The organism is Stenotrophomonas sp. Br8, from assembly GCF_014763005.1.
GTDB classification, from domain to species: domain Bacteria; phylum Pseudomonadota; class Gammaproteobacteria; order Xanthomonadales; family Xanthomonadaceae; genus Stenotrophomonas; species Stenotrophomonas lactitubi.
Window position 1 is genome coordinate 219,733 of the sequence record NZ_JACGTN010000008.1, and the last position, 24,781, is coordinate 244,513.

Consider the following 24,781-nt stretch of genomic DNA (forward strand, 5'->3'; position numbering starts at 1 on the left):
GATGCGGAATTCAGTGGTGCGCGGAGATGTGGACGCTGCCATCGTCGCGGGGGTGGATGGCGACCGGCAGGATCTCCGGCAGCAGCGCCAGCGCGGTGGCGGCATGGTCGCCATCGAACACGCCCGAAACCTGCAGCGTGGCCAGACCGGGTTCGTCCAGTACGATCGCGCCGCGGTGATAGCGCTGCAGGCTGCGTACCACTTCGCCCAGCGGGGTCTGCGCGAACTGCAGCCGGCCCTCGGTCCATTCTCCGCTGCCGGCGGCGATCGGCTGCGGTTGCTGGACCGGGCCTGTCCCTGCCAGCAGCTGCTGGCCAGGGTGCAGGCGCTGCTCGCCATCGCGACCAGCCACGCGCACGCCGACCCTGCCGCGCCACAGGCGGACTTCACTGCGGTCACCGCGTCGATCCACATCGAATACCGTGCCGTAGTTGCGCACCTGCACCGGTCCGGCATCGACCTGGAACCGACGCCAGCGCGACGGCGCCACCTCGAATCGGGCGCGTCCGGAGACCAGCACCGTGCGGCGCGAATGCAGATGGCTGCGTACCTGCAGATGGCTGTCTGCATCCAGTTCGATACGGCTGCCATCGGCCAGCAGCACGCTGCGGCGCTCGCCGATGGCTGTCTGGTAATCGTGCTGTTGCCAGCCGGGATCGAAAGCGTAAAGCCCGCCCAATCCAGCCACAAACAGCAGGCCGAGCACGGCGCCGCCGATCCGCCGGCTGCGATGAGGCCGATACAGCTGCACCGGGTCGGGCACCGGAAACAATGCCTTGAGAGTGTCCCGATGTTGTTCCAGCACACGATCAGGCGAAGGCGCGCCGGTCTTGTCCGGGCGTGGCGTGCGCGGGCGGCGTGGTGCTGTCACGTCAGCGCCCGTACATCCAGCGAATGCCGGCAATCGAGCATCGCCAACCGCAGATGCCGCTCGACGGCCTTCAGTCCGATGCCCATGCGCCGCGCAACCGCCGCCTGAGGCACGTCATGGATCTTGTGCAGGATGAACACCTGGCGGCGGCGACAGGGCATCGCACGGATGACCTCGACCAGCCGAGCCAGTTCCTGCGTGGCAACGGCCTGCCTGGCAGGGCCGGCGCCTTCGCAGGCGGCATCGGGCAGTTCGGCACGGGCTTCCACCCACTGGCGGCGCAGGTCTTCGGCACGGCAACGATCAACCGCGGCGTCATGCGCCATCCGCCGCAGCAGCGCCATCGGCTGCCGCACATGGGCCGGGGTGGGGCGCTCCAGCAGGCGTACGCAGACGTCGTGCACCACCTCGCGGGCCAGCCCGGGTGAGGCGAAGCGACGGCGCAGGTAATCCACCAGATCCTCGTAGTGGCGCACCAGCGAGGACACCAGCGGCAGCGCAGGTGGTGGGGAGTGCGGTGGCGTGGACATCCGGGAAAGCGGCGCAGGCGGGAAGGGGCGGGGCCACGCAAGGCCAGCCCTGCGCGGTGCCACGATAGTAATGGGAACTGTTCGCATTTGCTATCGGGTGTGCCACGGGGGATTGTTCGTGGCCGCCGGAAAGTGAATCCACGATCACCCTCTGCAGCGCACACTCGGCCGCAGATAGGCTGCAGGGCAGCCATCGGGGAGAGTGACCATGCACGTGCTTCTGGTGATCGTCGGCGGGTTCCTGTTGCTGGGTGTCTTCGCCCTGTTCGGCAGGCTCTGGAGCACGGGCAGCTCGCAGCTGCCAACGGCGCTGTTGGCCTTCATCGGCACCTGGCTGCTGGTGTCGGTCGCCAATCTGTGGGTGGGGGTCAGCCGGGCGGGCTATGCGGTGCGCGAGGAGCTGCCGATCCTGCTGCTGGTGTTTGCCGTTCCGGCGCTGGTGGCCGGTGTCATTTTCTGGCGGCTGGGCCGCTGAAGCGAGGATCCACGATGCCGGCAACACCCCGTCTTCCTGCCCTGCGTCGTCGCGACGGCCATCATGCACGGGTGACATACGAAGAACTGTTCTTCGATCTGGTCTACGTGTTCGCCGTCACCCAGCTCAGCCACCACCTGCTGCACCACCTGGGCCTGCTGGGCGTGCTGCAGACGCTGGTGCTGTGGTTTGCGGTCTGGCTCGGCTGGCAGTACGCGTGCTGGGTCAGCAACTGGTTCGACCCGGAAGCGCCGCGCATCCGCGGCCTGCTGTTCGTCACGATGCTGCTGGCGTTGCTGATGTCTTCGTCCATCCCCGAAGCCTTTGCCGGACGCGCGTGGATATTCGCTGGCGCCTACGCCACGATGCAGGTGGGGCGGACGCTGTTCGTCCTGCTGGAAGTAGGGCGCGCGCACCCGCTGGCCGCCAATTTCAGGCGCATGCTGGCCTGGGTCAGCGTTTCGGCCTGTTTCTGGCTGGCCGGTGCAGCGGTCGAGGGCAATGCGCGGCTGGCACTGTGGGCACTGGCCGTCGCCTGCGAATACATCTCGCCGATGTTCGGCTTCGCGTTTCCCGGCCTCGGCCGTTCGCGCACCCGCGAGTGGACCATCGAAGGCGGGCATCTGGCCGAGCGCTGCCAGCTGTTCGTGATCGTCGCACTGGGTGAGACGCTGCTGGCAACCGGCGGCGTGCTGAGCGAAGTGGAGCACTGGAGTGGCGCGGTGGTTTCGGCGGTGCTGGCGACCTTCGCCGGTACGATCGCGATGTGGTGGCTGTACTTCGGCATCTCCAGCCGCGACGCCACCGACACCATCACCCGTTCCGACGACCCGGGCCGCATCGGCGCCTATTTCCACTACGTGCATGCGCTGCTGATCGCCGGCATCATCGCCACCGCCGTCGGCAATGACCTGGTGATGGACGAACCGGAAGCGGTGGTGACCCTGCCGTATGCCGCGATGCTGGCGGCGGGACCATTGATCTACCTGCTGGGCAGCGCGCTGTACAAGCGGGCGGTCTACGGCCACGTGCCGCGCTCGCATCTGCTGGGGGCAGCGGCGTTGGTCGTGCTGGGCGTGGTCCTGCCGCATACGCACTTGCTCGCAGCCGGCTGGTTGACCAGCGCTGTGCTGCTGATTGTGGGGCTGATGGATACGCGGTTGCAGCGGCGCCTGCAAGGCGCCTGATTGCGGCCAGCGACTGGGTGCTTGCGGAACCCGGTGATGGGAGTAGCGTTGCGGATGTCGACCCTCTAATGCAGGAGTGGAGTGGCATGCAGAACATTCCGCAATGGCTGGTATGGGCCACGTTGTCAGCACTGTTTGCGGCGCTGACAGCCTTGTTCGTCAAAGCCGGGGTCAGGGATGTCGACTCGGATCTGGCGATGGCGATCCGCACCCTGGTAGTCGCTGCAGTAGTCCTGCCATTGGTTGTACTCAGCGGAAAATGGTCCAACCCGTTGCTGCTGCCGGGTCGCACCCAGTTGTTCCTGATGCTGTCTGCGCTGGCCACAGGTGCATCGTGGCTGTTTTATTTCCGCGCGCTGAAGAGTGGCGAACTGGCCAAGGTTGCGGTGGTCGACAAGTTCAGCGTGGTACTGGTCATCGTGCTGGCCTACCTCCTGTTGGGTGAACGGCCGAGCCTGCGTGAATGGAGCGGGATCGGCTTGGTGGTCGCCGGTGTGATCGTGCTGGCGACCAAGCGGTAGCATCAAGCCAATCGACAAGGGAGAGCAGGATGCAGGGCGAAGCAACTGGTACGTTCGAGGTCACGCTGTTGCCGATCGGCGGCAATAACGGCCCGATCGGGGTGATGTCAATCGACAAGATCTTCCATGGCGACCTGCAGGGTATCAGCGTTGGCCAGATGCTGGCATTCCGCAGCGCGGTGCAGGGTTCAGCGGGCTACGTGGCGATGGAGCGGGTGACCGCCACGCTGGCCGGACGCCAGGGCGCGTTTACGCTGCAGCACACCGGCGTGATGACGCGCGGCACACCGAGCCTGAGCGTAGTGGTTGTGCCGGACTCAGGCACGGACGGACTGCTCGGGTTGAGCGGCACGCTGCAGATCACCATCAGCGATGGCCGTCACGACTACCGTCTGGCCTACAGCTTGCCCGACCCGGAGTAAGCCAGGATCAGGCAAGCAAGGTTCAGGCGAGGCCCGCCTGCAGCCGATCGTACATGCGCACCAGGTCCACCAGCGTGCGCGCGCCCATCTTGCGCATCACCTGCGCACGTCGCACCTTCACCGTGATCTCGCTGACCCCAAGGTCAGCGGCGATCTGCTTGTTCAGGCGACCTCGCACCACGCCGGCGACCACCTCGCGCTCCCCGGTGTTCAAGGTGTCCCAGCGTTGCTGCAATGCGCCCAGCAGGTCGCCCTCGCGGCGTCGCTGGCGATCGATCTCGATGCCTTTGTGGATGGCATCCAGCAGTTCCTGGTCACGGAAGGGCTTGGTCAGGAATTCGATGGCGCCTTCCTTGATTGCATTGACACCCATGGCGATGTCGCCGTGCCCGGTGATGAACACCACCGGCAGGTGCAGGCCATGGCTGGCCATGGTGCGATGGAAATCCAGTCCGCTCTGGCCCGGCATGCGCACGTCCAGCACCAGGCAGGCCGGGGCATCCTCCAGCGCTTGCGCAAGAAATTCGCCGGTCGAGGCGAAGGCCCGTACCTGCAGGCCCATCGAGGCCAGCAGGTCTTCCAGCGCAGCACGCACCGAAGCATCGTCGTCGATCACGTAGACGATCGGTGACGGTTCCACTGGGAGTATCGTGGGTTTACGCATGGGTAGCTTCCATGTGCGTGGGCAGCTCGAAGATGAAACAGGCGCCGCCACCAGCGGGTCGCTCGGCGCGGATATGGCCGCCGTTGGCCTCGATCATCGAGCGGCTCAGGCTGAGGCCCAGGCCGAGGCCGTTCGCCTTGGTGGTCCAGAATGCATCGAACACGCGGTCGGGCTGCTCCGCCGGCAGGCCGATACCACGATCGCGCACGCTCAGGCTGACGTGGCCGTGCCCATCATGCGCGGTCAGCAGCGACAGCCTGCGCTCCCCCGTGGGCGTACCGGCCATCGCGTCGACGGCGTTGAGGATGAGGTTGCCGATCACCTGCTGCACCTGCACGCGATCGGCATGGGCGGGGGGCAGGTCGTTGCCCAGCACCAGCGCGACCGTCACACCATGCTGCTCCAGTTCGCTGTGCGACAGCGCCAGCATTTCCTCCACGGCCTGGTTGAGGTCGAAGGCCTGGCGCTCAGGTGCAGCGCCCTGGGTCAGGCCGCGGATGCGGGCGATCACGTCACTGGCGCGATGGGCGTCGGCGACGATGCGGGCGATGGTCTGACGTGCCTTGTCCAGGTTGGGCGGATCCTGGGCCAACCAGCGCTGGCTGGCCTCGGCGCTGCTGGCGATGGCAGCCAACGGCTGATTCACTTCATGCGCGATGGAGGTGGTCAGCTCGCCGACGGTGGAGGCGCGGGCAACCCGCAGCAGGCGCGCCTGTGCGTCCTGCACTGCGGCCTTGGCCGCTTCCATCTTCAATGCCAGATAGGTGGTGATGCCGATCACCAGCATGCCGATCGCTGAATTGACCAGGCCGATGCGGTAGGTGCCGAAGCGCGTCAGGAAGAAGCTGAGGCCGGTCAACGCGATGCAGACCGCGGCAAGCAGGATGAGGCCGCGTGCGGGCAGGCGCCGCGACGCCGCGAGGATGACGGCTGCGTAGAAGCAGGCGGCGGCAACGGCGTAGTCGGTAACCGTATCGACCAGGAAGATGGCCGCCATCACGATGATCAGGGCCAGCACGACCAGGGGGCGGCGGGGCGACAGCGATGGCATCGGGGGCTCCCTGGCGTGGGTGGAAAGGATAGCAAAGGTGAGCCCATGCCCTCGAACGGCCGCGGGTGCCGCGGTGGGTGCCGACCGTTGGTCGGCACAGCAGCAGGAAGCCGGGGTATCTGAAGATCCGTGCCGACCAACGGTCGGCACCTACCGAAGCTTGGTGTGCACGCTCTTGCTGGTTGCCGGCCAGCAGCCGGCACTACCGGGCGTCATTCCTCCAGGCTGGCGTTCCAGAACCCCTGCAGCACGCCCGGCGTGGCCGCCAACGTCGCCAGCACGGCATCCAGTTCGCCGCCATCGACCGTGGTGGCGTACAGCACCGCCTCGATCTCGACATCGCGCTCGCCGAACGGGCGCTGGTCGACCGCGCGCACCGGGTACTGTGCTTGCTCCAGCAACAGCAGAAGACGGTCCAGCACCTCGGCCTGCTGCTCACGCTGGCAGACCACGTTGATCGCGTAGGTTGCCTCGCTGAACGCTTCCGGCAGCGGTTGCCGCTGGATGCGGTTCACCACCGGCCGCAGCAGGGTGTTGGCGGCCAGCACGAACACCGCAGCCAGCACCGCCTCAGGCAGCAGCTTGATGCCGGCACACGCGCCGACCGCCGCCGAGCCCCACAAGGTGGCTGCGGTGTTCAGGCCCGATACCTGTGCGCCATCCTTCATGATCGCGCCGGCACCGAGGAAGCCGACACCGGAGATCACGTAGGCCACCACGTGCAGCGGTGACGGCGGACCGCCGTACATGTCGTGGAAGCGCACGGCCAGGTCGACGAACACCGCGGCACCCACTGCCACCAGCGTGTTGGTGCGCAGGCCGGCGGTGCGCTGGCGGAACTGCCGCTCCAGGCCGATCAGCGCGCCCAGCACGAAGGCGACGGACAGGCTGATCAGCGAGCTGAGGGTGGCGCCCGCGTTGAACGCGGGCAGGTGGGGGTTGAAGTCCATGACGGTTCTCCCTGCGCCGATGCGCTTACTGCCAGCCGTAACGGCGGATGTAGAGCTTCTTCAGCGCGGTGGTCAGCACCGCATAGCCGAACAGGATCGCCACCAGGAACGGCCAGTAGCCGGCCGGCAGCGCCTGCAGCTTGAAGTAGCCCGCCAACGGGCTCATCGGCAGGATCACGCCGATCGCCATGATCGCCCCGGTCATCAGCAGCAGCGGCGGCGCGGCGATGCTCTGCAGGAACGGCACCTTGGGCGTGCGGATCATGTGCACGATCAGGGTCTGGGTCAGCAGGCCGACCACGAACCAGCCGGACTGGAACAGGCCCTGGTCGGCCGGCGTGCGTGCATCGAACACGTACCACATCAAGGCGAAGCAGCTGAGGTCGAAGATCGAGCTGATCGGCCCGAAGAACACCATGAAGCGGCCGATGTCCGCCGGGTTCCACTTCAGCGGCTTGCGCACCAGTTCCTCATCGACGTTGTCGAACGGAATGGCGATCTGCGAGATGTCATACAGCAGGTTCTGCACCAGCAGCTGCAACGGCAGCATCGGCAGGAACGGCAGGAACGCCGAGGCCACCAGCACCGAGAACACGTTGCCGAAATTGGAGCTGGCGGTCATGCGGATGTACTTCAGCATGTTGCTGAAGGTGCGCCGCCCCTGGATGACGCCTTCCTCCAGCACCATCAGGTTCTTTTCCAGCAGGATGATGTCGGCGGCCTCCTTGGCGATGTCCACCGCGCTGTCCACGCTGATGCCGATATCGGCTGCGCGCAGTGCGGGAGCATCGTTGATGCCATCACCGAGAAAGCCGACCACCTTGCCTTGTGCACGCAGTTCGCGCACCAGTCGTTCCTTGTGCAGCGGCGTGAGGCGGGCGAACACGCGGTGTTCCTGCAGTGCACGTGCCACGGCCGCATCGTCCATGCGCTCGATCTGCGGGCCGGTCACGATCGTGTCGGCGTCCAGGCCGACCTGGGCACAGACCCGGGCGGTGACCAGTTCGTTGTCGCCGGTGAATACCTTTACCTCCACACCGTGCGCGGCCAACGCCTGCAGCGCCTGCGCGGCCGACTCCTTCGGCGGATCGAGGAAGGCCACGTAACCCACCAGGGTCAGCTCCCGCTCGTCGGCCTGCGAGTACACGTTCTGGCTGGCCGCGGTTTCCTTCATCGCCACGGCCACCACGCGCAGGCCCTGTTCGTTCAGTTCCTCGGTGGTCTGCCGCACGCGGGCCAGGCGCTGCTCATCCAGCGGCATGTCCTGGCCGTTCTCGCGCACGGTGCTGCACACCGCCAGCATTTCCTCCACCGCACCCTTGCAGATCAGTTCGTGATGGTCCTCGCGCTCGGATACCACCACCGACATGCGGCGGCGCTCGAAGTCGAACGGGATCTCATCGACCTTGCGGTAGTCCTGTGACAGGCGCAGCGAGCTCTGCAGCTCCACATGCTCCAGCACCGCACGATCAAGCAGGTTGATCAGGCCGGTCTGGAAGTGGCTGTTGAGGTAGGCGAAGGTCAGCACATCCTCCGAATCCTGCCCGAACACATCGGTGTGCCGCTCCAGCGCGATCTTGTCCTGGGTGAGGGTGCCGGTCTTGTCGGTGCACAGCACTTCCATCGCACCGAAATTCTGGATCGCGTCCAGGCGCTTGACGATCACCTTGCGCCGCGACAGCAGCACCGCGCCCTTGGCCAGGGTGGAGGTGACGATCATCGGCAGCATTTCCGGGGTCAGGCCGACCGCCACCGACAGCGCGAACAGGAACGCTTCGGTCCAGTCGCCCTTGGTCCAGCCGTTGACCAGCAGGACAAACGGCACCATCACCAATGCAAACCGGATCAGCAGCCAGCTGACGCTGTTGACCCCGGCCTGGAATGCCGTCGGCGCGCGATCGCTTGCAATGCTGCGCTGGGCGAGGGTGCCGAAGTAGCTGCTGTTGCCGGTCGCCAGCACCAGCGCTGTTGCCGTGCCGGACACCACATTGGTGCCCATGAACAACAGGTTGGCCTGTTCCATCAGGCCAGCCTCGGCGTTGCCCGCCTGCACGAACTTCTCCACCGGCAACGATTCGCCGGTCATCGCGGCCTGTGCGACGAACAGGTCCTTGGCCGCGAGGACACGGCAATCGGCCGGGATCATGTCGCCGGCCGACAGCACGATATGGTCGCCCGGTACCAGGTCGCGGATCGGCAGATCCAGCAGCCGTGCCGGCCGCCGGCTGTGCAGCTGTGCGCCGAAGTACTGGTCGGCCACTTCCGCCGCTTCGGTGCCCGCAGCGCGGCGCAGCACGCGTGCGGTATTGCCCACCAGGGCCTTCAGCCGTTCGGCAGCGCGGTTGGAGCGCCCCTCCTGCACGAAGCGGATCAAGGTGGACAGCACCACCATCGCGCCGATCACCACGGTCGCCTTGGCATCCTCGGTCAGCCAGGACACGGCCGCCAGCACCGTCAGCAGCAGGTTGAACGGATTGCGATAGCACTGCCACAGATGACGCCACCACGGCAGCGGCTTCTCGTGGTCGACCTCGTTCGGGCCGAAGCGCAACAGGCGCTCTTCGGCTTCGTGCGGGCTGAGACCGTCGACGTGCGACTGCAGGGTGGCCAGCGCATCGGCTTCGCTGCCCTGTGCAAGCGCGAGCAGTCCGGCAGTGAGCGTGGCCGGTGCGGCCTGCGTGCTGCCACGGCCGTAACCGGCTTCGGGCATCGCACGACGACCGAACAGGTTGCCCGCGCGGCGGCTGCGCAGGAAGGCGTTGAACCAGGCGTTGAGCAGGCTCATGGGAAGGTCCTCTTGGAGCGGCGCCGGACGTAACCGGCGCGTGGAGCGGAAGGGGCGGGGAGTCAGGCGTGGCGCATGGCCAGCACCGATGGCGACCAGGGCTGCATGCGCAGCCGTTGGCTGCCGCCGATGCACAGCGGCTTCATCGCATCGCGCAGCGGGTAGGGCAGGTGGCGCAGCACGTTGATGCGCTCGCTGATCGGCAGCAGCGACAGGGCGTCGGCCACCACCCGTGGCGAGCCGAGGGCCAGCGAACGGGCGAAGAGGACAGGGCCGTGCTGCAGCAGCAGGCTGCGCAGGGCGGAAACATCGCGCTCACCGATCAGGCGGCGGACAGTGATGTAGAGAATCTTGTAGGACATGGGATTCCTCCGGGCAGGCGCCGCCCGGGGCCCCCATCGCTTACACGGACAGGAACCGGCCGTCAGTCGCCAGCAGTAAACAAGGGGACAGGCAAGGGCGCGCGTCGCGCCCGGCAGGGTCGGGATCCATCTGCGTCTCCGCGTGGGGCGGCCAGTCGCTGGCCAGTGGCGCTATTGTCCGCGCTCGTATTCAGCAGGCCTAGAGGCCCGTGGGTTAGCCCGGCTATACCTTGGTATAGAAAAAGGGGCCGTTGGCCCCTTTTGTTCAGCTGCGGTCCGCGAAAGCGTCGGTGGCCCGCACCAAAGCATCGGTAGTGGCGGCTTCGTTGGCGCTGTGGCCGGCGATGACCATCTCCAGGGTGGCTTCCGGCCAGGCTTTGGCCAGGTCCCAGGCACTGCGTGGTGGGCAGATGATGTCGTAGCGCCCCTGCACGATGACGCCGGGCAGGTGGCGGATGCGATCGATATCGCGCAGCAGCTGGCCGTGCTCCAGGAAGGTGTTGTGGCGGAAGTAATGCGCCTCGATGCGCGCCTTGGCCAGGGTATCAAGCGGATCGGTAGCGGACGCCGCGTCGACGTCATGCACCAGCGTGGCGGCGTTGTCTTCCCAGCCCAGCCAGGCCTGCGCCGCTGCGATGCGGATGGCCTCGTCGGCATGGTCCAGGCGCTTCCAGTAGGCTTCGAGCATGTTGCCGCGCTCGTCCTCCGGGATGTGCGCCTCGTAGCGATCCCAACGCTCCGGGAAGATCCAGCGGGCACCGCCGTTGAGCTCGGCGAACCAGCGGTTCTCTTCCTCGCGACCGAGGAAAACGCCGCGCACGATCAGCCCGGTGGCACGGTCGGGATGGGCCTGTGCGTAGGCCAGCGACAGGGTTGAACCCCAGGAACCGCCGTAGACCAGCCAGCGCTCGATGCCCAGGAGTTCGCGCACTTTCTCGATGTCGGCCACCAGATCCTGCGTGGTGTTGTCACGCAGCTCGCCGAACGGCGTGGAGCGGCCGCTGCCGCGCTGATCGATCAGCACGATGCGGTAGCGCGCCGGGTCAAAGAAGCGGCGATGGGTGGGCGAGATGCCAGCGCCCGGGCCACCATGCAGGTACACCACCGGAATGCCATCAGGCGTGCCGCACTCTTCGATATGCAGGGTGTGCAGCGCGTCGACGGGTAGCGTGTGTTCGCGGTACGGGGTGATCGGCGGGTACAGCGTGCGCATGGTGGTGCCTCACAAGCGGGGAGCACAAGGATAGCGGGGCGTATCGGCCGGCGTCATCCGCCTCAGGTTCAAGTACTCTTTGCGTTCAAGGGGTAATGGCCGGCGATTCCTGGCGATAGAGACCCTGCAGGACGCAGAGGATGAATGACTTGAGCGCGCAGGACGTCACCGTACACGCCCCACCGGCGCGCGGCACCCTCAGCAGTGGTGCCCGTGAGTTGATGAAGTGGCTCGCGCTGCTGTCGATGACCGGTGACCACGTCGCCAAAGTGGTTTTCGGTGGCTATGTGCCGGTGGTCAGCGAGTTTGGGCGCATCGCCTTCCCGCTGTTCGCACTGGTGATGGCCTGCAACCTGGCGCAACCGGGCGCCGATCTGGGCAAGTCGATCCGGCGCCTGTCCGCATGGGGCCTGGTCGCGCAACCCCTGCACATGCTGGCCTTCGGCCACTGGTTGCCGCTGAACATCCTGTTGACCTTCGCGCTGGCTGCCGTGGCCGTGCATGCGCTGGTCAACAACCGGCAGCTGTTGCTGCTGGTGGCGGGAGGCCTGCTGCCGTTCTTCGTGGATTACCAATGGGCGGGCGTGGCATTCGTGATGCTGGGCTGGATCGCCTTCCGCCACCGGGCGTACTGGTTGCTGGCGTTCGGATTCGGCGGGCTGTGCTGGGTCAACGGCAACGGATGGGCGTTGCTGGCCATCCCGCTGGTACTGGCGTTGGCCAGGGTGCCGTGGAAGGTTCCGCGTTCACGCTGGGCGTTCTACGTGTACTACGTGGGGCACCTGGCGGTCCTCGCCGCCTATGCGCAGTGGCTGCGCTGAGTAACGGCACTCATGGTAGCGGTCAGCTGCCCCGATCACGCCGCTGGTGTCTTTCCACGCCGCAACGCACACCAGGAACGCTCGCCTCTACAATCGGCCAATGCCTGCCTCGCCAACCCTCGACGATCTGCGCCGCTACGCCGTAGCCCGCACGTTGTTCACGCCCACCACGCTGCTGACCGCGATCCGTCGCCTGGGCTTCGTGCAGGCCGATCCCATCCGTGCACCCGCGCGAGCCCAGGACCTGACCCTGCGGCACCGGGTGAAGGGCTATCAGGCCGGGGATCTTGAGCGCCGCTACAGCCGGCTGCCGATCGAGGAAGACTTCCTGGTCAACTACGGCTTCCTGCCGCGCGAACACTTGTCGTTGATGCATCCGCGGGTGTCCCGCAGGCCGTGGGACGCCAGCACGCGGCGCAAGGCGGCCGAGGTGCTGGCGTTCGTGCAGGAGCGGGGTGCGGTGCATCCGCGCGAAGTCGACCAGGCGTTCGCGCATGGCCGGGTGACCAACTACTGGGGCGGCACCAGCAATGCCAGCACCCACCTGCTGGATGGCATGCACTACCGCGGCATGTTGCGCATCGCCCGTCGTGACAGTGGTACCCGTATCTACGCCGTTGCGTCACATGCACTCGCCGAGGGCGGCAAGGCCGCACGCCTGCAGCGCGCCACTGCACTGATCGACCTGGTGGTGCGCAAGTACGCGCCTTTGCCTTCGGCCAGCCTCACCTATCTGGCGCGGCTGCTGGGCTATGGCGCTCCACATCTGTCCGTTGAGATCCAGCAGGCACTGCGGCTGGCGCGCGAGCGACTGGCTGGCGGCGTCATCGACGGAACCAGCTGGTACTGGCCGGCCGAGGAGAACCCCCGTTCGCGGCGCTACCAGGCCGATGAGCAGGTGCGGCTGCTGGCACCGTTCGATCCCGTGGCCTGGGATCGGCGACGATTCGAACTATTCTGGGGTTGGGTCTACAAGTTCGAGGCCTATACGCCGGCGGCCAAGCGTCGCTTCGGCTACTACGCGCTGCCGCTGTTGTGGCGCGAGCAGGTGGTCGGCTGGGCCAATGTCACCGTCAAGGATGGCGCTCTGCAGCCGGATATTGGTTTCGCCAGCGCCTCTCCCATGAAGGACGTTCTGTTCCGCAATGCGCTGGATGATGAACTGGAGCGGATGACGCGATTCCTCACCGGATGAAGTCTTGCCTTGCGGTGACAGCAGACGCTGTTGCTAGTCGTCGCGCCGCTGCGTGCGCACCCGTGCGCGTGCGTCATAAAGCTGGCTGTCCGCATGATGGATGGTGTCGGCCACGGATTCCCCTGGCGCGCTGACCGCCGCGCCCATCGAGAACGCCGTCGGCGACTGCGCTGCGTTGGTGGTGTACCAGCCCTCCAGTACGGGAAGGCGTTCGGACGCCGATGCGGTCAACACCACCAGGAATTCGTCTCCGCCCAGACGGACCACGGTCTCTCCCGCACTCAGAGGCGCCTTCAGGAAGGCGGCAAACTCGACCAGCATCGCGTCGCCGCGGCGGTGCCCCTGCGCATCATTGATCCGCTTGAAATCGTCCAGGTCAAATACCAGGCACGCCCACGTTCCGGCGGTCATCTCGTCGAGCCGGTGCAGGTAGCGGCGGTTGTGGCACTGGGTGAGTGGATCCTTCAGCGATAGTTCGCGCAGGCGCTGCTCCTGCAGGCGCAGCGCGGTGACATCCTGGGCGTGGCCCAGCACGAAGGGCGGCTGTCCCTCGCTGTCGAGCACGTTGTTGTAGGCCCAGTAGCGCAGCGTTCCATCGGCGGCAATGAGTTCGATGACGCCGGCATCGGTGTGGTTGGCTTCGATACGCTTGAGGTAGGCATTGAATACCTCGCGGCGCTCGGCTGGCATGTAGTCGCACAGGCTGCGGCCGATGATCTGGCGCTCCTCGTAGCCAAGCGACTGCAGCGCTGCCGGGTTCACCGAGGTCAGTGTGCCATCCAGCGTATGCGTGCAGATCAGCCCCAGGCTGTAGTGGAACAGACGCCGATAGCGCACCTCGCTCGCCTCCAGGGCGTCCAGCGCAGCGCGTTCTTCGGTGACGTCCTGGATCGCGCCCACCAGCCGCGGATGGCCCTCCACCTGCTGCCGGTTGCCCACCACGCGGGTCCAGATGCTGCGTCCATCGGCTGTGCTCATCGGCAGCTGCACCTCCCAGGGCGTGCCATCCTCCACGCAACGCTGCACGGCAGTCTGGATGATGCTGCGGCTGTCCTGGCGGTAGAACGACAAGGCCGATTCGAATGTGGGCTGGTAGCTGGAGCGCACGCCGTGGATCTGCTTGGTCTCGCGCGTCCAGCGTACCTCGCGGGTGTCCAGGTCCAGTTCCCAGCCGCCGACCTTGGCCGCGGTGTTGGTGCGCTGCAGGAAGTCCTCGCTGCGCTTCAGATCGCGATGCAGCGCCTGCGCCTGGTCGATCTGCCGCAGCAGTGCGCTGCGCTGTTCAAGCACCTGCGTGGTGACCCGGCCAAGATGGACCATCAATTCCCGTTGCGACGGCGACAGCACGCCGGGCAGCGTGTCGAGCAGGCACAGTGTGCCGATGCGCGCGCCATGGGCGGTGGTCAGTGCTATTCCAGCGTAGTGGCGTACCCGGTGCCCTGCGGTGACCAGCGGACTGCTGGCGAACCGGGGGTCCTGCCTCGCGTCTGGAATCTCCAGCAGCTCGTCCTGCTCGATGGCATGCGAACAGAACGAAATCGAGCGGGGCGTTTCGGTAACGTCTCCCAGCCCGATGCTGGACTTGAACCATTGCCGCTGCGCGGCAACGATGGAAATCAACCCGATGGGCATGCCGGTGGCAGCGAGCGCGGCGGCAACAATGGCATCGAACACGGGCTCTGGCGGCGTATCGAGAACACCCAGGCGGTCGATCTCGAGGAGTCTGGAAGCTTCATCCATGGCAGGCACTGCGTCTCCGGCAGGGAAGGGCAGGTCACAGCGGTCACGCTAGGGCTCGGCCCGTTATGCCGTTGCGCGAAACAGTGAGGCTGGTGTCAATGATTCTTCAGTGATGGGTTTCATGCAGGTCTCTTTCGCGTTGCCGCGCGGGGCGCGCGCACCGAAACGTGACGGTGATCGCGCACATGCCAGCGCCAGGGAAAATCCACGGCACGGGTGATGCCGATGCGCGGCCCCACCACCGGGTCGTCCGGCGGCGCCATGCCATCGTCCAGTATCGTGATGCCGTGGCTGGTGGTCACCAGGTCGGCGCCGTCGAAGCGCCGGTCCAGGCCAAACGCCTGCGACAGCTTGCCGGGGCCGCTGGCCAGGTCGTGGTCGCGACGGGCGGCAGGGCGCAGCGGGTACATCAGTTCCTGCCCGGCAACCGGCGCGGCGGCGCGCAGCAGTACCGCAACACCCTCGCCGACGTCACCGCAGACGACATTGCTGCCCCAGTGCATGCCATAGGTGAAGTAGACATAGAGATGGCCCGCTTCGCCGAACATGCTGGCGTTGCGCGCGGTCATGCCGCGCCAGGAGTGCGCCGCCGGATCTTCGCTGCCCGCATACGCCTCGACCTCGACAATGCGCGCCACGCGGCCATCGGTGCGGACCAGCAGTTTGTTAAGCAACTCCGGTGCGACCACCGTTGAAGGCCGCTGATAGAAGGCGCGCGGGAGCCGGGCTCCGTCAACGGGCAGCGCGGCGAACGTGGCATCTGGATCGGTCTGCTTCGGCATGCTGGAATCATCGCCTGTCCGCGGTGAAGCTGTCGCCAGCGCGGCGTCACTCCGCCGTGGCCGGACGATCGAGCGCGGCCCGGCGCGCGGCAAACACCTCCGGTGTCTGCGGTTTGATGAACAATGCCACCAGTTCCGGGAACTCCTGTTTCACCGCAGACTCGATGCGGGTGATGCAGGCCTCGATCTGCGGCGTGGTGCGATCGTCCTCGAATTCTGCACTGAGCATCGCCACCACCTGTTCCGGGCCCATCTGCAGGGTGGTCACACCGTTGGCGCGGCGCAGATCCGGGTCGGTCACGGCCACGGCCATGATCCGTTGCGCCACCGCCGGGTGGGCCGGCTCACCGATCAGCAGGCCCTTGGTCTCGCGCGCGAGCAGGAACGCGGTCAGCGCCAGCACACCCGCAATGCACAGCGAGGCGACCCCATCCAGCACCGGCATCTCCAGCAGCTGCGCGGCCAGCAGCCCAACCAGGGCGAAGCCAAGGCCGAGCAGGGCGGCACTGTCTTCCAGCAGCACGGTGAAGGTGGAAGGATCCTTGCTGCGGCGGAACGCCTCGAAGTATCCCAATGAGCCCTTGCCGCGGCGGAATTCGCGCAGCGCCACCCACCATGAGGCACCTTCGAACAGGATGGAGATGCCCAGCACGCCGTAGCTGATGGCGTGATTGGTGGCCGCCTCCGGCTGGCGGATGTGCTGGATGCCCTCGTAGGCCGAGACGCCGGCACCGGCGGCAAATACCAGCAGGGCGACGATGAAGCTCCAGAAGTACAGCTCGCGACCGTAGCCGAACGGGTGCAGGGTGTCGGGGACCTTCTCGGCACGGCGCAGACCGTACAGCAGCAGTACTTCGTTGAGGGTATCGACCAGCGAGTGCACGCCCTCGCTGAGCATGGCCGAGCTGCCGGACAGGCCGGCGGCGATGAACTTGGCAATGGCGATGGCGAGGTTGCCTGCCAGTGCAGCGTAGATGACAAGGCGTGAGCCGGTAGGACGGGACATGGCAGCGCGGCGGTGGAATCGATGGCCGATGATCGCGCTGCCGCTGTCCCGGCGGTGTGCAGGACCCCGGCTGGAAGTCAGGGACGCTGTCGGGCACGCAGCATCAGCGCAAGCACCACGACACCCGCAGCGATGCTGGTATGTCCGGACAGGCTGGCCAGGCCGAAGCCAACGCCCTGCGCGAGTACTGCCGTGGCCAGTGCCAGCAGCAGAAATGCCCAGCCGGCAACACGCCAGTGACGGCTGCGATGCCGCGCGAACGCATGACCACACAGATCGCGCTGGTGGCGCTCCATCGCCAGGGCCAGGCAGACGAACCCTGCCAGCGAAAGCACGAACAACAGTGCATGCACCATCACCCGACCTCCGCTGCCGAACGCACGGATGCGCTTTGCGGGGCGGCAGATGCGCGCGGCCGTCGGGCCTTGGGTGTGAATCGCCAGGTGCGCCATCCGATGTAAGCATGCAGCATCGCCAACGCCAGCAGGGTCAGGTCCGCACCGGCCCACGCCCAGTCACCAGCGCCCAGGGTCCGCCATAGCGGATGCGGGGTGGTGAACGCGGTCAGTGCGGGAAGCAATGCAAGCAGGATGGCCGCCAGCGCGAACTGCTCGACCCACGCACGTTTGGATGGGCGCAGGAAGGCATGGACGAACATCGCCGCCCACGCCAGGAAGAACACATGGACTTCCCACGCCGAGCGACCGGCCACCGTGACCGACAGCAGGCGGTTGGCCCAGAAGAACGCCGCCATCGCCACTGACAGCCCAGCCACCGTGCCGATGTTCAGGCATTCGACCAGCCGGAAGCCGAAGTAGGGGCGCTGCGGATCGGGCAGCTGGCTGCGTCGCTTGACCGTCCACAGCACCAGCCCGCTACCGACCATCGCCGTGCCAGCCAGGCTGACCAGGAAGTACAGCCAGCGCGTAGCGGCATCGGCAAAGCGGCCCAGATGCAGGCCGTACAGGACGCCCTGGGTCTGTGCAGCGGCGCCCGAGGACTCCTTTGCCAGGAGCAGCTCACCACCGGTGCCATCGAACAGCAGGTAGTTCGGGGTGGTGGATACGCGGGTGGACTGTGCGCGCACCACCGCCACGCGTGCCTGTGCATCCCCGGGGTTCTGGATCTGCATGCCGCCCACGGCGCCACTGCCCCAGCGATGTTCTGCCTGGCGCACCATCGCGCCGATATCCGCCAAGGGCGCAGCGCTTGCGGCGGCGGGATGTGGTGGCAGGAACAGCCGCATTTCGCTGACCACTTCGGCCTGCTGCCGTTTGTCATCCAGCGTCGACAATCCCCACGGCATGTACAGCACCGCCAGCATCACCAGCCCGCTCCAGGTGATCATGAAGTGGAACGGCAGGCCCAGCACCGAAGCGGCCGCATGGCCGTCCAGCCACGATCGCTGGCCCTTGCCCCAGCGGAAGGTGAAGAAGTCGGCGAAGATCTTCTTGTGGGTGATGACACCACTGACGATGGCCACCAGCATGAACATCGCGCACACGCCGACGATCCAGCGACCCCACATCGCGGGCATGTAATGCAGGTTGAAATGGAAGGCGTAGAAGAAGTCACCGCCGCTGGTATCGCGCGACTGCAACGGCGTGCCGGTGGCGGCGTCGAACAGACCCGAATCGAATCCGTGGCGACCGCGCCCACCCGGGCTGGCCCACATCGCTGACGCCCACGGCGTACGTTCGCTGGGCAGGGTGATGTTGATCTGGGTGACTGCAGGTGCGTTGGCCAGCACGTGGGTTGTCAGCCGCGTGGCAGTGTCTGCCGAATCGGGCAGGGCCTGCGGTGTGTTGATTTCCGGACGCGTGTAGCGGGAGATCTCATCACGGAAGTAGCTTGCGGTACCGGTGAGAAACATCGCGTACAGAATCCAGCCTGCCAGCAGCCCCACCCAGATGTGTAGGTCGGACATGGTCTGGCGGATGCCGCGCGGCATCGCCGCACCGGCGGCGGACGACCTCATGGGCCTGCTCCGGCAGAGACCCGGCAAACCGCCGGCAGCAACAGCATGGCGGCGATCCCCAACCCCAGCCAGGCCCGTGCCGCCGAGCGCACCGCGAACACCCAGATCACCGCGCCGGCATACAGCAGGAAGCTGGCCAGCATGCCGGTGAACACGGCCTGTTGCGGATCAATCGGCAATGCGAGGGCCGCGACGCTGCACAGCGCAGCCAGGGCGTAGCCGCCGAACAGTGCAGCGGCGATACGTGACATCAGCGGCAGCCATGCAGCTACCGGAGCAATCCAACGAGCATTCACGGAAGCGAACTCCAGCGCGCCAGGCCCGAAGACCTGGCGCAGGTTGGCAGGCAATCAGAAATCAACGGTGGCCGACAGCAGCGCAGTGCGCGGCGAGCCCAGTCCAGAACCGAGGCTGCCGGCCCAGTACGCCTTGTTGGTCAGGTTCTGCACGCTTGCCCGCAGCACCAGCGGATGGCCCGCCGCCTGCGTGGCGTAGCGCGCGCCCAGATCGAACACCGTGCGGCCTGGCACCCATTGGCTGTTGTCAGCGGTGATGTAGCCCTTGGACATGCTGATGGCGTTGCCGGTGAGGGTCAGGCCGGGCAGGGCGGGAACGTCCCATTCCGCGCCGAGCTTGCCCTGCCATTGCGGCGAGGCGGTGGCCAGTCGCCCCTCGTTGACGCCGCCCTGGGTGCGGGTCAGCTTCGGCTGCAGCCAGCCGATGCCGCCGAGCAGACGCAGCTGGTCGCTGACCTGTCCGAACACGGTCCATTCCACGCCGCGGTTGCGCTGCTGGCCGCCGAACGAGAACACATTGCTGGCCGGGTCCGTATAGGAGCCGGGCTTCTCGATCTCATACACGCTGAAAGCGCTGGCCAACTGGCCGAAATCCATCTTCGCGCCGATCTCGCGCTGCCGCGTCTTGTAGGGCGGGAATACTTCGCCGGCATTGGCGGCAGTGACCGGTGCCGTGGTGCCCTGGCTCAGGCCTTCAATGTAATTCGCATACAGCGACAGGCGTTCGCTGGCCTTGAACAGCAGGGCGCCGGCAGGTGTGTTGGCGCTGGCATCGTAACGCGCGGTGCGCTTGCCGGTAGCGCCATCCAGGGTGTCGCTCAGCACGGTCTGGCGGCGGATGCCCACGGTCAGCTGCAGCCGGTCGCCGGCAAAAGACAGCGTGTCGGCGATACCGACACTGGTAGTGCGCACCTCGCCGGTTTTCGGCAGCGAGGCGTCACTGAAGCTGCGATCCACCGCAGGGCCCCATTGCGGGTCGTGGATGTTGGTCAGCCAGTCCCGCGGCAGCAGGTTGCGCTGGAAGCCAAACTTGTAGTCGTGGTGATACCACGCGGCACTGAGCGCCAGCGCGTGGTCGACCGGACCGGTGCGGAAGCGTGCGGACAGGCCGGCCTCGGCCGTGTCCTTGCTGTAGATGAAACGCTGATGGGCGAAGTTGTTGCGGAAGTCGCCTGCGCTGTTGACGATCAGCGTGGTGCCACTGGCGATGGAGTCGAAGTCGGTATGGCCATGGCCGTAGGCCGCGTGGGCGGACAGCTGCTCGTTGATGTCGAACTCCCAGCGCAGCGCCGCTGCCTGGTCCTTGACGTTGCTGAAGGTCCAGTCTGGCGCGAACAGGGTGTCTGCCTTTGGTGGGCGCGGTACCGCCAGCCCCGCCGCCAGCGATACGCCACGATTCAGGCCATCAACATGGTCACGGCTGGCAAACAGATCCATCGATACCCGCGAGCGCTCGCCACGCCAGTCCAGCCCCAGCGATGCCAGCTGCGATCTGTGCTGCTGGTTGCGCGTCGCGGTGTCGCCATCGCGGTGCACCGCATTGAGGCGCACACCGAACTGCTTGCCGGCACCGAAGCGGCGGCCGATATCAAGATGACCGCCGAACTGGGCATCGCTGCCGTAGCTGACGGTGAAGCGGGTCAAGGGCGTGTCGTCGGCCCGTTTGGGCACCAGGTTCACCGCGCCGCCCACCGAGCCACCGGGCGGCATGCCGTTGAGCAGCGCCGACGGGCCTTTCAGCACTTCGACGCGCTCGGCCAGCTCCGGTGTTACCCGGTAGTAGGGGATCAGCCCGTACAGGCCGCCAAATCCGATGTCCGACGAGGCCACACCGAAGCCGCGGATGTTGAAGTAGTCGGTGATGCCGCCGCTCGAGCCGCTGCTGTAGACACTGGGGTCGGTCAGCGCGATCACCCGCACCAGGTCCGGTGCCTGGATGTTGTCGATGAACTCGGCCGTGTAGCTGGTGGTGTTGAACGGCGTGTCCATGAAATCGCGGGCGCCGAGCAGGCCGACGCGGCTGCCGCGTGCGAGCTGGCCTCCGGCATACGGGGACGTCGGTGAGCGCTTGTCGGCACGGACGTTCACCGACGGCAACTGCGTGGCCCCCTGATCGGGCTCGGCCGCGTGTACCAGCGATGCTGCCAGCAGCGATGGCAGCAGTGCCAGCCGCGCGGTGCCAGCCAGCAAGCGCAGGCGAGGAAGGGGGGGGATGGACGTCAGGCAGATCATGGGGGGTACTCGTCGTGGGAAGCGGTGCGTTCGGCCAGCGCGGCGCCGTCGATGGCCTGGGGACAGGACGACGCGGGCTGCAGGGATGGCTGGCAGAGGGCACGCAACACCCTGCGACGGGCAGGGGACATCGGCGATCTGTGGCTCGGTGTAACGATCTCCGTGCTTCGGGGCGCGGAGGATGAAGCGGGTATATGAGGGCGGATCAGATGTCGTCGGCGAGGTCGTCGACATCCTGCAGGCCACCGCCACGTGCCAGCACGCGCTCGTAGTTGCGGCGGCGACGCTGGTCGGTCTCGCTGGTGGTCTCGCCGCGTTTCCAGTAGCCGGCGACTGCAACGTCCGCTCGATCCAGGCCGATGTCATGCAGGAAATGGCGGCGCAGCTCACGCATTTCTTCGCGTTCACCGGCCGCCCACACCACGCTTGCCGCGCTGGTGCTGCGGGCGCGCGCAGTGCGCAGCAGCGGCGTCGGTGCAGCCGGGGAGGGCGCCTCGATGCGGTGCAGGACCACGCCGGCGACCGCAGGCAGTTCGGCCACCGGCAGCGGGTCATCCGATGCAATCCAGGCCTCGGCGCGCAGGCCCTCAGGCCATTGCTGCAGCAGCGCGTACAGGGCAGGAATGGCGCTCTGGTCGGCGAACAGCAGCGCACTGGCGCCCTGTCTGTATGGCACCTGCAGATGCGGGCGCGGGCCGGTCAGGGTGAAGGTGTCGCCTGGCTGCAACGCAGCGACCCAGGCCAGCATCGGCCCCGGTGATGCGTGCAGCACCACGTCGAACACGAAACGACCTGCGGCAGGGTCGACGCTGCGCACGGTATAGATGCGTGAGACATCGCCGAACGTGGCACCCAGCGCGATCCGTACCGCTGTGTTCGCGCGAAGCCAGGGTGCCAGATCGGCCTGCGCAGGCAGCTGCGCGGTCACCCGCTGCAGGCTGCCGGCCGGTCGCACTACATCGACGACGCCGACCCGCAACGACTGCAGGCCGCGATCGTGGTCAGCGCCGCGGAGGGCGCCGGGCGGACCTTCGGCAATGGAGGTGTCGGACATCGGATATGGCCTGCAACTGCGCGAATGCGAATTAGTTACATCATAGTAAACTAATTTCACGCGGCCGCAACAATGCGGTTGCTGGCGCATTGACCAATCCGGCAGTGCTGACCACCATGGCGCGTAATCCATCCACATGCCGCGCACCGGAGTTCCATGGCTGCACCGAAGAAAAGCTCGACGCGCGGACGACCGCCCAGCATCACCCGTGAGCGGATTGCCGACGCCGGCATCGAGATGACCCTGCCGAAGCTCAGCTTCGTCGGCGTGGCCGCGTTGCTGGGCGTCAGCCATATCGCGCTGTACAAGCACGTGGCCAATCTTGCGGCGCTGCGCGAGCAGGTGGCCGAGGCGATCTTCGAGCGCTGGCACGCGCCGCCGTTGGCCACGGGCAAAGGTGCGACGATCGAGGGTGATCTGTTCACCTTCCATCGATCGCTGCGCACACTGGTCGAACAGAACCCGGGCCTGGCACCTTTCCTGGTCAGCCATGGTGCGAAGACGCCGGAGATGGTCGAGCGCATCCACCAGCACCATGCGGCATTCGCGCGTGCGCACGACCTGCCGCTGGAACAGGCCGCCTGGCTGCTGTCGACCGTGGCCTACCACTGCGTGGCGTTGGCTGACACGGTGTATGCACGGCACGAGACGGTGGACACCTCACGCCGCGCCTACGACCCGGAGCAAGCCGAGACCGAGTTCGATCGTGGCATGCAGGCGCTGATACGTGGCGCGTTGGCGATGTGCCGGGGCCAGAACGCCGGATAGATTTCCCGCGTCGATTGCCTGCGCAGACCCGGGTAGCGCCGCCCTGTGGCGACGCCACCCGGCATGGGTGCCCGCTAGTTCGGGGACACCAGGATCGCAGCGTCGAGCACCGGGAACGATTGCGGTGCCTGGCCCGACGAGGCGACCAGGCGGATCTCCAGCGTCGTCGAACCGCCGCCGGCAGCATCCGCGCGCAGCGCCCCCAGCGTCTGTGGCAATGGCACGGCGAACGTCGTTGGATGATCGTGGCCCATGGCCGCCATGCTCGGCCCGAAGAATGAGACCGTGCCGGCGTAGTACGGACTGTCCGCGCTGACCGACGTGACGTCGGCCGGTGCATTGATCAGCACGTCGAACTCGCGCGTGTTGTGCAGTCCATGGGGACGCTCGAGGGTCACCTCCGCAATCAGCATGCGCGGGCCGGTGGCCGCCAGATGCGCACGAACCGCTTCGTTGGGCACGGCTACACGCACGGCGCCGTCGGTCCGCTTGCCGCGCACCAGCCGCGCGGCCTTCGCGGCGTTCGGAGCCGTTGCGGCCTGCTCTGCGGCACGGACACCGCGGCCATAGACGTAGTCATAGTCGAACGCGGTGGTGGAGAAGAATTCCGCGGCCGGGCGCGTGCCGACGTAACGGCCCTGGCCATTGACGAAGAAGCGGAACGGTTCGTCCATGAACTGCCGGCGTTCGGCAGCGTCGGTCGGCATGATCGGGCGGCCGAAGGCCTGCTGCCTGCGTGTCCACACATCCCACAGGCGATCCATGTTGGCGTGGTGCAGGTAGAAGATCGGATCCAGCGGCGACAGGAAGTTGGTCATGTTGCCGTAAGGGCCGGGATCGACGGCGCCGACACCGCCAATGCAGTTGTGCACCTTGTTGTGCGGGAAGCCTTCCAGCATCGAGAACTTGGTGGCCCCATCGGGCTGCAGCACGTGCGAGGTGGTGCGCGAGCTGGTGAAGCTGCGGCTGATGTCAGGGTTGTTGAACTCCACCGGTGACAGGCCGGCACGGATGGTGTCGGCGGACACGGCGGAGGCCGTCTTCGGGTCGAAGCCCGGATGCTCGCGCCAGAGATAGCGGGCGCCACAGGTAACCGCGTACGCCGCATTGCCGGAAATGCCGGTCTGTTCCTTGGCGTTGTAGCCGGTGACGTCGTTCCAGACGTCTTCGGCGCTGTTGTAGCCACGCAGCGACAGCTGCTGCCGCTGCCCACTGTCCAGGGTGTTCCAGTGGCGCTGCAACGCAGGCTTCATGAACTGGGTGAACACCGCCAGGTTGCGGGTGTAGGGCGTATAGGCCTTGTCGGTCGGGGTCAACAGGCCGTCGAACATCGCAACCGGAATCTGCGGAAGTTCAGTCCAGTCCCAGTACGGCATGGCGAACTGGCGATCGCCGCTGAGCTCGCGGATGGTCTGTTCGAAGTAGCCTACGTAGCCGCGGTGCCAGACATAGAACCACCAGTTGCCGTGCGGGCAATCCATCAGGTGCACGAACGCATTGCGGAACCAGTTGCGCGGGTCGTCAGCCGGCAGCGCCAGCATTGCCTGGATGCCTCGGGCATAACTGGCCAGCATGCGCTGGCCTTCCGGGCTGGTGACGTTGTAGCGGTGGAAGCGCGCCACTGCGGTACCGTCGGTCGCGCTCTGGGCACTGGCCAAGGCACTGGGCGCGAACAGCGAGGCCAATGAGGCGGTGGCAGTGGTTGCTAGGAAATCACGGCGTGTGTAACGCATAGCGTCCTCCCTGGTGATTGGTTCAACCGCGTCGGGTTACGAATCACTGCAAGGGCCCGCGGCTGCTGCCACGGGCCGGACGGGAACATCCAGCCCCGCCGCCCGGGTCGATGGGCGCGAACGCGCCGCCGCACCAGGCGGCAGC

At 66.6% G+C, this 24,781-nt stretch carries 24 protein-coding genes; 7 read left to right on the forward strand and 17 right to left on the reverse strand.

What is annotated here, in order from left to right; translation table 11 throughout:
- Nucleotides 1–10: 10 nt before the first annotated feature.
- Nucleotides 11–871, reverse strand: coding sequence for a FecR domain-containing protein (locus H3005_RS09075; RefSeq protein ID WP_191077994.1), 861 nt, complete (start codon nucleotides 869–871; stop codon nucleotides 11–13).
- The gene (locus H3005_RS09080) at nucleotides 868–1,401 is read right to left on the reverse strand and encodes an RNA polymerase sigma factor (RefSeq protein WP_191077995.1); all 534 of its coding nucleotides are present in this window, start codon (nucleotides 1,399–1,401) and stop codon (nucleotides 868–870) included. The genes H3005_RS09075 and H3005_RS09080 overlap by 4 nt, the downstream gene beginning before the upstream one ends.
- Before the next feature lie 208 nt (nucleotides 1,402–1,609).
- Here H3005_RS09080 and H3005_RS09085 point away from each other — a divergent pair, with 208 nt between their 5' ends.
- From H3005_RS09085 to H3005_RS09100, 4 genes are all read left to right on the forward strand, one after another.
- The gene (locus H3005_RS09085; RefSeq protein WP_191077996.1) at nucleotides 1,610–1,876 is read left to right on the forward strand and encodes a hypothetical protein; all 267 of its coding nucleotides are present in this window, start codon (nucleotides 1,610–1,612) and stop codon (nucleotides 1,874–1,876) included.
- Between the two features lie 14 nt (nucleotides 1,877–1,890).
- Nucleotides 1,891–3,063 carry a low temperature requirement protein A gene (locus H3005_RS09090; RefSeq protein ID WP_191077997.1) on the forward strand — a complete coding sequence of 391 codons (1,173 nt, stop codon included), beginning with the start codon at nucleotides 1,891–1,893 and terminating at the stop codon, nucleotides 3,061–3,063.
- Nucleotides 3,064–3,149: 86 nt separating this feature from the next.
- Nucleotides 3,150–3,584 (forward strand): EamA family transporter, encoded by a 435-nt coding sequence (locus tag H3005_RS09095; protein WP_100552615.1) that lies wholly within the window; start codon nucleotides 3,150–3,152, stop codon nucleotides 3,582–3,584.
- Nucleotides 3,585–3,613: 29 nt separating this feature from the next.
- Nucleotides 3,614–4,006, forward strand: a complete 393-nt coding sequence (locus H3005_RS09100; RefSeq protein ID WP_100552614.1) for a DUF3224 domain-containing protein — start codon at nucleotides 3,614–3,616, stop codon at nucleotides 4,004–4,006.
- Between the two features lie 22 nt (nucleotides 4,007–4,028).
- Here the strand turns inward: H3005_RS09100 and H3005_RS09105 are convergent, their stop codons facing one another.
- From H3005_RS09105 to pip, 6 genes are all read right to left on the reverse strand, one after another.
- Nucleotides 4,029–4,670 (reverse strand): response regulator transcription factor, encoded by a 642-nt coding sequence (locus tag H3005_RS09105; RefSeq protein ID WP_191077998.1) that lies wholly within the window; start codon nucleotides 4,668–4,670, stop codon nucleotides 4,029–4,031.
- Nucleotides 4,663–5,721 carry an ATP-binding protein gene (locus H3005_RS09110; protein ID WP_191077999.1) on the reverse strand — a complete coding sequence of 353 codons (1,059 nt, stop codon included), beginning with the start codon at nucleotides 5,719–5,721 and terminating at the stop codon, nucleotides 4,663–4,665. The genes H3005_RS09105 and H3005_RS09110 overlap by 8 nt, the downstream gene beginning before the upstream one ends.
- Nucleotides 5,722–5,933: 212 nt before the next feature.
- Nucleotides 5,934–6,671 (reverse strand): MgtC/SapB family protein, encoded by a 738-nt coding sequence (locus H3005_RS09115; protein WP_099818571.1) that lies wholly within the window; start codon nucleotides 6,669–6,671, stop codon nucleotides 5,934–5,936.
- 25 nt (nucleotides 6,672–6,696) lie between these two features.
- Entirely contained in the window at nucleotides 6,697–9,456 is a 2,760-nt protein-coding gene (mgtA, locus tag H3005_RS09120; RefSeq protein WP_191078000.1) for a magnesium-translocating P-type ATPase, read from the reverse strand.
- 62 nt (nucleotides 9,457–9,518) lie between these two features.
- On the reverse strand, nucleotides 9,519–9,818 hold the full coding sequence (locus tag H3005_RS09125; protein ID WP_025874438.1) for a hypothetical protein: 300 nt from the start codon (nucleotides 9,816–9,818) through the stop codon (nucleotides 9,519–9,521).
- 265 nt (nucleotides 9,819–10,083) lie between these two features.
- Nucleotides 10,084–11,031, reverse strand: coding sequence for a prolyl aminopeptidase (gene pip / locus H3005_RS09130; protein WP_191078001.1), 948 nt, complete (start codon nucleotides 11,029–11,031; stop codon nucleotides 10,084–10,086).
- Between the two features lie 140 nt (nucleotides 11,032–11,171).
- Between pip and H3005_RS09135 the strand changes: the two genes are divergently transcribed.
- Both H3005_RS09135 and H3005_RS09140 read left to right on the forward strand, forming a co-directional pair.
- Nucleotides 11,172–11,852 carry a TraX family protein gene (locus H3005_RS09135; RefSeq protein WP_191078002.1) on the forward strand — a complete coding sequence of 227 codons (681 nt, stop codon included), beginning with the start codon at nucleotides 11,172–11,174 and terminating at the stop codon, nucleotides 11,850–11,852.
- Nucleotides 11,853–11,952: 100 nt separating this feature from the next.
- Nucleotides 11,953–13,047, forward strand: a complete 1,095-nt coding sequence (locus tag H3005_RS09140; RefSeq protein ID WP_191078003.1) for a crosslink repair DNA glycosylase YcaQ family protein — start codon at nucleotides 11,953–11,955, stop codon at nucleotides 13,045–13,047.
- 33 nt (nucleotides 13,048–13,080) lie between these two features.
- Here H3005_RS09140 and H3005_RS09145 read toward each other — a convergent pair whose 3' ends face one another.
- The 8 genes from H3005_RS09145 to H3005_RS09180 all read right to left on the reverse strand — a co-directional run bounded on the left by H3005_RS09145 (nucleotide 13,081) and on the right by H3005_RS09180 (nucleotide 22,135).
- Nucleotides 13,081–14,787 (reverse strand): PAS domain S-box protein, encoded by a 1,707-nt coding sequence (locus tag H3005_RS09145; RefSeq protein ID WP_191078004.1) that lies wholly within the window; start codon nucleotides 14,785–14,787, stop codon nucleotides 13,081–13,083.
- A gap of 119 nt (nucleotides 14,788–14,906) precedes the next feature.
- Complete coding sequence (locus tag H3005_RS09150) at nucleotides 14,907–15,569, reverse strand: DNA-3-methyladenine glycosylase (RefSeq protein ID WP_100552604.1); 663 nt, start codon at nucleotides 15,567–15,569, stop codon at nucleotides 14,907–14,909.
- Nucleotides 15,570–15,615: 46 nt separating this feature from the next.
- Nucleotides 15,616–16,575, reverse strand: coding sequence for a cation diffusion facilitator family transporter (locus H3005_RS09155; protein WP_100552603.1), 960 nt, complete (start codon nucleotides 16,573–16,575; stop codon nucleotides 15,616–15,618).
- A 77-nt stretch (nucleotides 16,576–16,652) separates the two neighbouring features.
- The gene (locus tag H3005_RS09160) at nucleotides 16,653–16,931 is read right to left on the reverse strand and encodes a DUF3325 domain-containing protein (RefSeq protein ID WP_191078005.1); all 279 of its coding nucleotides are present in this window, start codon (nucleotides 16,929–16,931) and stop codon (nucleotides 16,653–16,655) included.
- Nucleotides 16,931–18,553, reverse strand: a complete 1,623-nt coding sequence (locus H3005_RS09165) for a PepSY-associated TM helix domain-containing protein (RefSeq protein WP_223880153.1) — start codon at nucleotides 18,551–18,553, stop codon at nucleotides 16,931–16,933. Before H3005_RS09165 ends, H3005_RS09160 begins: the two co-directional genes overlap by 1 nt.
- Nucleotides 18,550–18,804 (reverse strand): DUF3649 domain-containing protein, encoded by a 255-nt coding sequence (locus H3005_RS09170; RefSeq protein WP_100554126.1) that lies wholly within the window; start codon nucleotides 18,802–18,804, stop codon nucleotides 18,550–18,552. Before H3005_RS09170 ends, H3005_RS09165 begins: the two co-directional genes overlap by 4 nt.
- A gap of 99 nt (nucleotides 18,805–18,903) precedes the next feature.
- Nucleotides 18,904–21,081 carry a TonB-dependent siderophore receptor gene (locus H3005_RS09175; protein WP_191078006.1) on the reverse strand — a complete coding sequence of 726 codons (2,178 nt, stop codon included), beginning with the start codon at nucleotides 21,079–21,081 and terminating at the stop codon, nucleotides 18,904–18,906.
- A 205-nt stretch (nucleotides 21,082–21,286) separates the two neighbouring features.
- Complete coding sequence (locus tag H3005_RS09180) at nucleotides 21,287–22,135, reverse strand: siderophore-interacting protein (protein WP_100552599.1); 849 nt, start codon at nucleotides 22,133–22,135, stop codon at nucleotides 21,287–21,289.
- A gap of 156 nt (nucleotides 22,136–22,291) precedes the next feature.
- On the opposite strand from H3005_RS09180, the gene H3005_RS09185 reads away from it, so the two are divergent.
- Nucleotides 22,292–22,903: a TetR family transcriptional regulator gene (locus tag H3005_RS09185; protein WP_100552598.1), complete on the forward strand. Its 612-nt coding sequence runs from the start codon at nucleotides 22,292–22,294 to the stop codon at nucleotides 22,901–22,903.
- A 74-nt stretch (nucleotides 22,904–22,977) separates the two neighbouring features.
- Here H3005_RS09185 and H3005_RS09190 read toward each other — a convergent pair whose 3' ends face one another.
- Nucleotides 22,978–24,636, reverse strand: coding sequence for a tyrosinase family protein (locus H3005_RS09190; protein WP_191078007.1), 1,659 nt, complete (start codon nucleotides 24,634–24,636; stop codon nucleotides 22,978–22,980).
- Nucleotides 24,637–24,781: the final 145 nt, after the last annotated feature.

Excerpts from the sequence above, each read along its gene's own strand:
- H3005_RS09080 (WP_191077995.1), bottom strand. The coding sequence starts at position 1,401 with ATGTCCACGCCACCGCACTCCCCACCACCTGCGCTGCCGCTGGTGTCC.
- H3005_RS09085 (WP_191077996.1), top strand. The coding sequence starts at position 1,610 with ATGCACGTGCTTCTGGTGATCGTCGGCGGGTTCCTGTTGCTGGGTGTC.
- H3005_RS09090 (WP_191077997.1), top strand. The coding sequence starts at position 1,891 with ATGCCGGCAACACCCCGTCTTCCTGCCCTGCGTCGTCGCGACGGCCAT.
- H3005_RS09095 (WP_100552615.1), top strand. The coding sequence starts at position 3,150 with ATGCAGAACATTCCGCAATGGCTGGTATGGGCCACGTTGTCAGCACTG.
- H3005_RS09100 (WP_100552614.1), top strand. The coding sequence starts at position 3,614 with ATGCAGGGCGAAGCAACTGGTACGTTCGAGGTCACGCTGTTGCCGATC.
- H3005_RS09105 (WP_191077998.1), bottom strand. The coding sequence starts at position 4,670 with ATGCGTAAACCCACGATACTCCCAGTGGAACCGTCACCGATCGTCTAC.
- H3005_RS09110 (WP_191077999.1), bottom strand. The coding sequence starts at position 5,721 with ATGCCATCGCTGTCGCCCCGCCGCCCCCTGGTCGTGCTGGCCCTGATC.
- H3005_RS09115 (WP_099818571.1), bottom strand. The coding sequence starts at position 6,671 with ATGGACTTCAACCCCCACCTGCCCGCGTTCAACGCGGGCGCCACCCTC.
- mgtA (WP_191078000.1), bottom strand. The coding sequence starts at position 9,456 with ATGAGCCTGCTCAACGCCTGGTTCAACGCCTTCCTGCGCAGCCGCCGC.
- H3005_RS09125 (WP_025874438.1), bottom strand. The coding sequence starts at position 9,818 with ATGTCCTACAAGATTCTCTACATCACTGTCCGCCGCCTGATCGGTGAG.
- pip (WP_191078001.1), bottom strand. The coding sequence starts at position 11,031 with ATGCGCACGCTGTACCCGCCGATCACCCCGTACCGCGAACACACGCTA.
- H3005_RS09135 (WP_191078002.1), top strand. The coding sequence starts at position 11,172 with ATGAATGACTTGAGCGCGCAGGACGTCACCGTACACGCCCCACCGGCG.
- H3005_RS09140 (WP_191078003.1), top strand. The coding sequence starts at position 11,953 with ATGCCTGCCTCGCCAACCCTCGACGATCTGCGCCGCTACGCCGTAGCC.
- H3005_RS09145 (WP_191078004.1), bottom strand. The coding sequence starts at position 14,787 with ATGGATGAAGCTTCCAGACTCCTCGAGATCGACCGCCTGGGTGTTCTC.
- H3005_RS09150 (WP_100552604.1), bottom strand. The coding sequence starts at position 15,569 with ATGCCGAAGCAGACCGATCCAGATGCCACGTTCGCCGCGCTGCCCGTT.
- H3005_RS09155 (WP_100552603.1), bottom strand. The coding sequence starts at position 16,575 with ATGTCCCGTCCTACCGGCTCACGCCTTGTCATCTACGCTGCACTGGCA.
- H3005_RS09160 (WP_191078005.1), bottom strand. The coding sequence starts at position 16,931 with ATGGTGCATGCACTGTTGTTCGTGCTTTCGCTGGCAGGGTTCGTCTGC.
- H3005_RS09165 (WP_223880153.1), bottom strand. The coding sequence starts at position 18,553 with ATGAGGTCGTCCGCCGCCGGTGCGGCGATGCCGCGCGGCATCCGCCAG.
- H3005_RS09170 (WP_100554126.1), bottom strand. The coding sequence starts at position 18,804 with ATGTCACGTATCGCCGCTGCACTGTTCGGCGGCTACGCCCTGGCTGCG.
- H3005_RS09175 (WP_191078006.1), bottom strand. The coding sequence starts at position 21,081 with ATGATCTGCCTGACGTCCATCCCCCCCCTTCCTCGCCTGCGCTTGCTG.
- H3005_RS09180 (WP_100552599.1), bottom strand. The coding sequence starts at position 22,135 with ATGTCCGACACCTCCATTGCCGAAGGTCCGCCCGGCGCCCTCCGCGGC.
- H3005_RS09185 (WP_100552598.1), top strand. The coding sequence starts at position 22,292 with ATGGCTGCACCGAAGAAAAGCTCGACGCGCGGACGACCGCCCAGCATC.
- H3005_RS09190 (WP_191078007.1), bottom strand. The coding sequence starts at position 24,636 with ATGCGTTACACACGCCGTGATTTCCTAGCAACCACTGCCACCGCCTCA.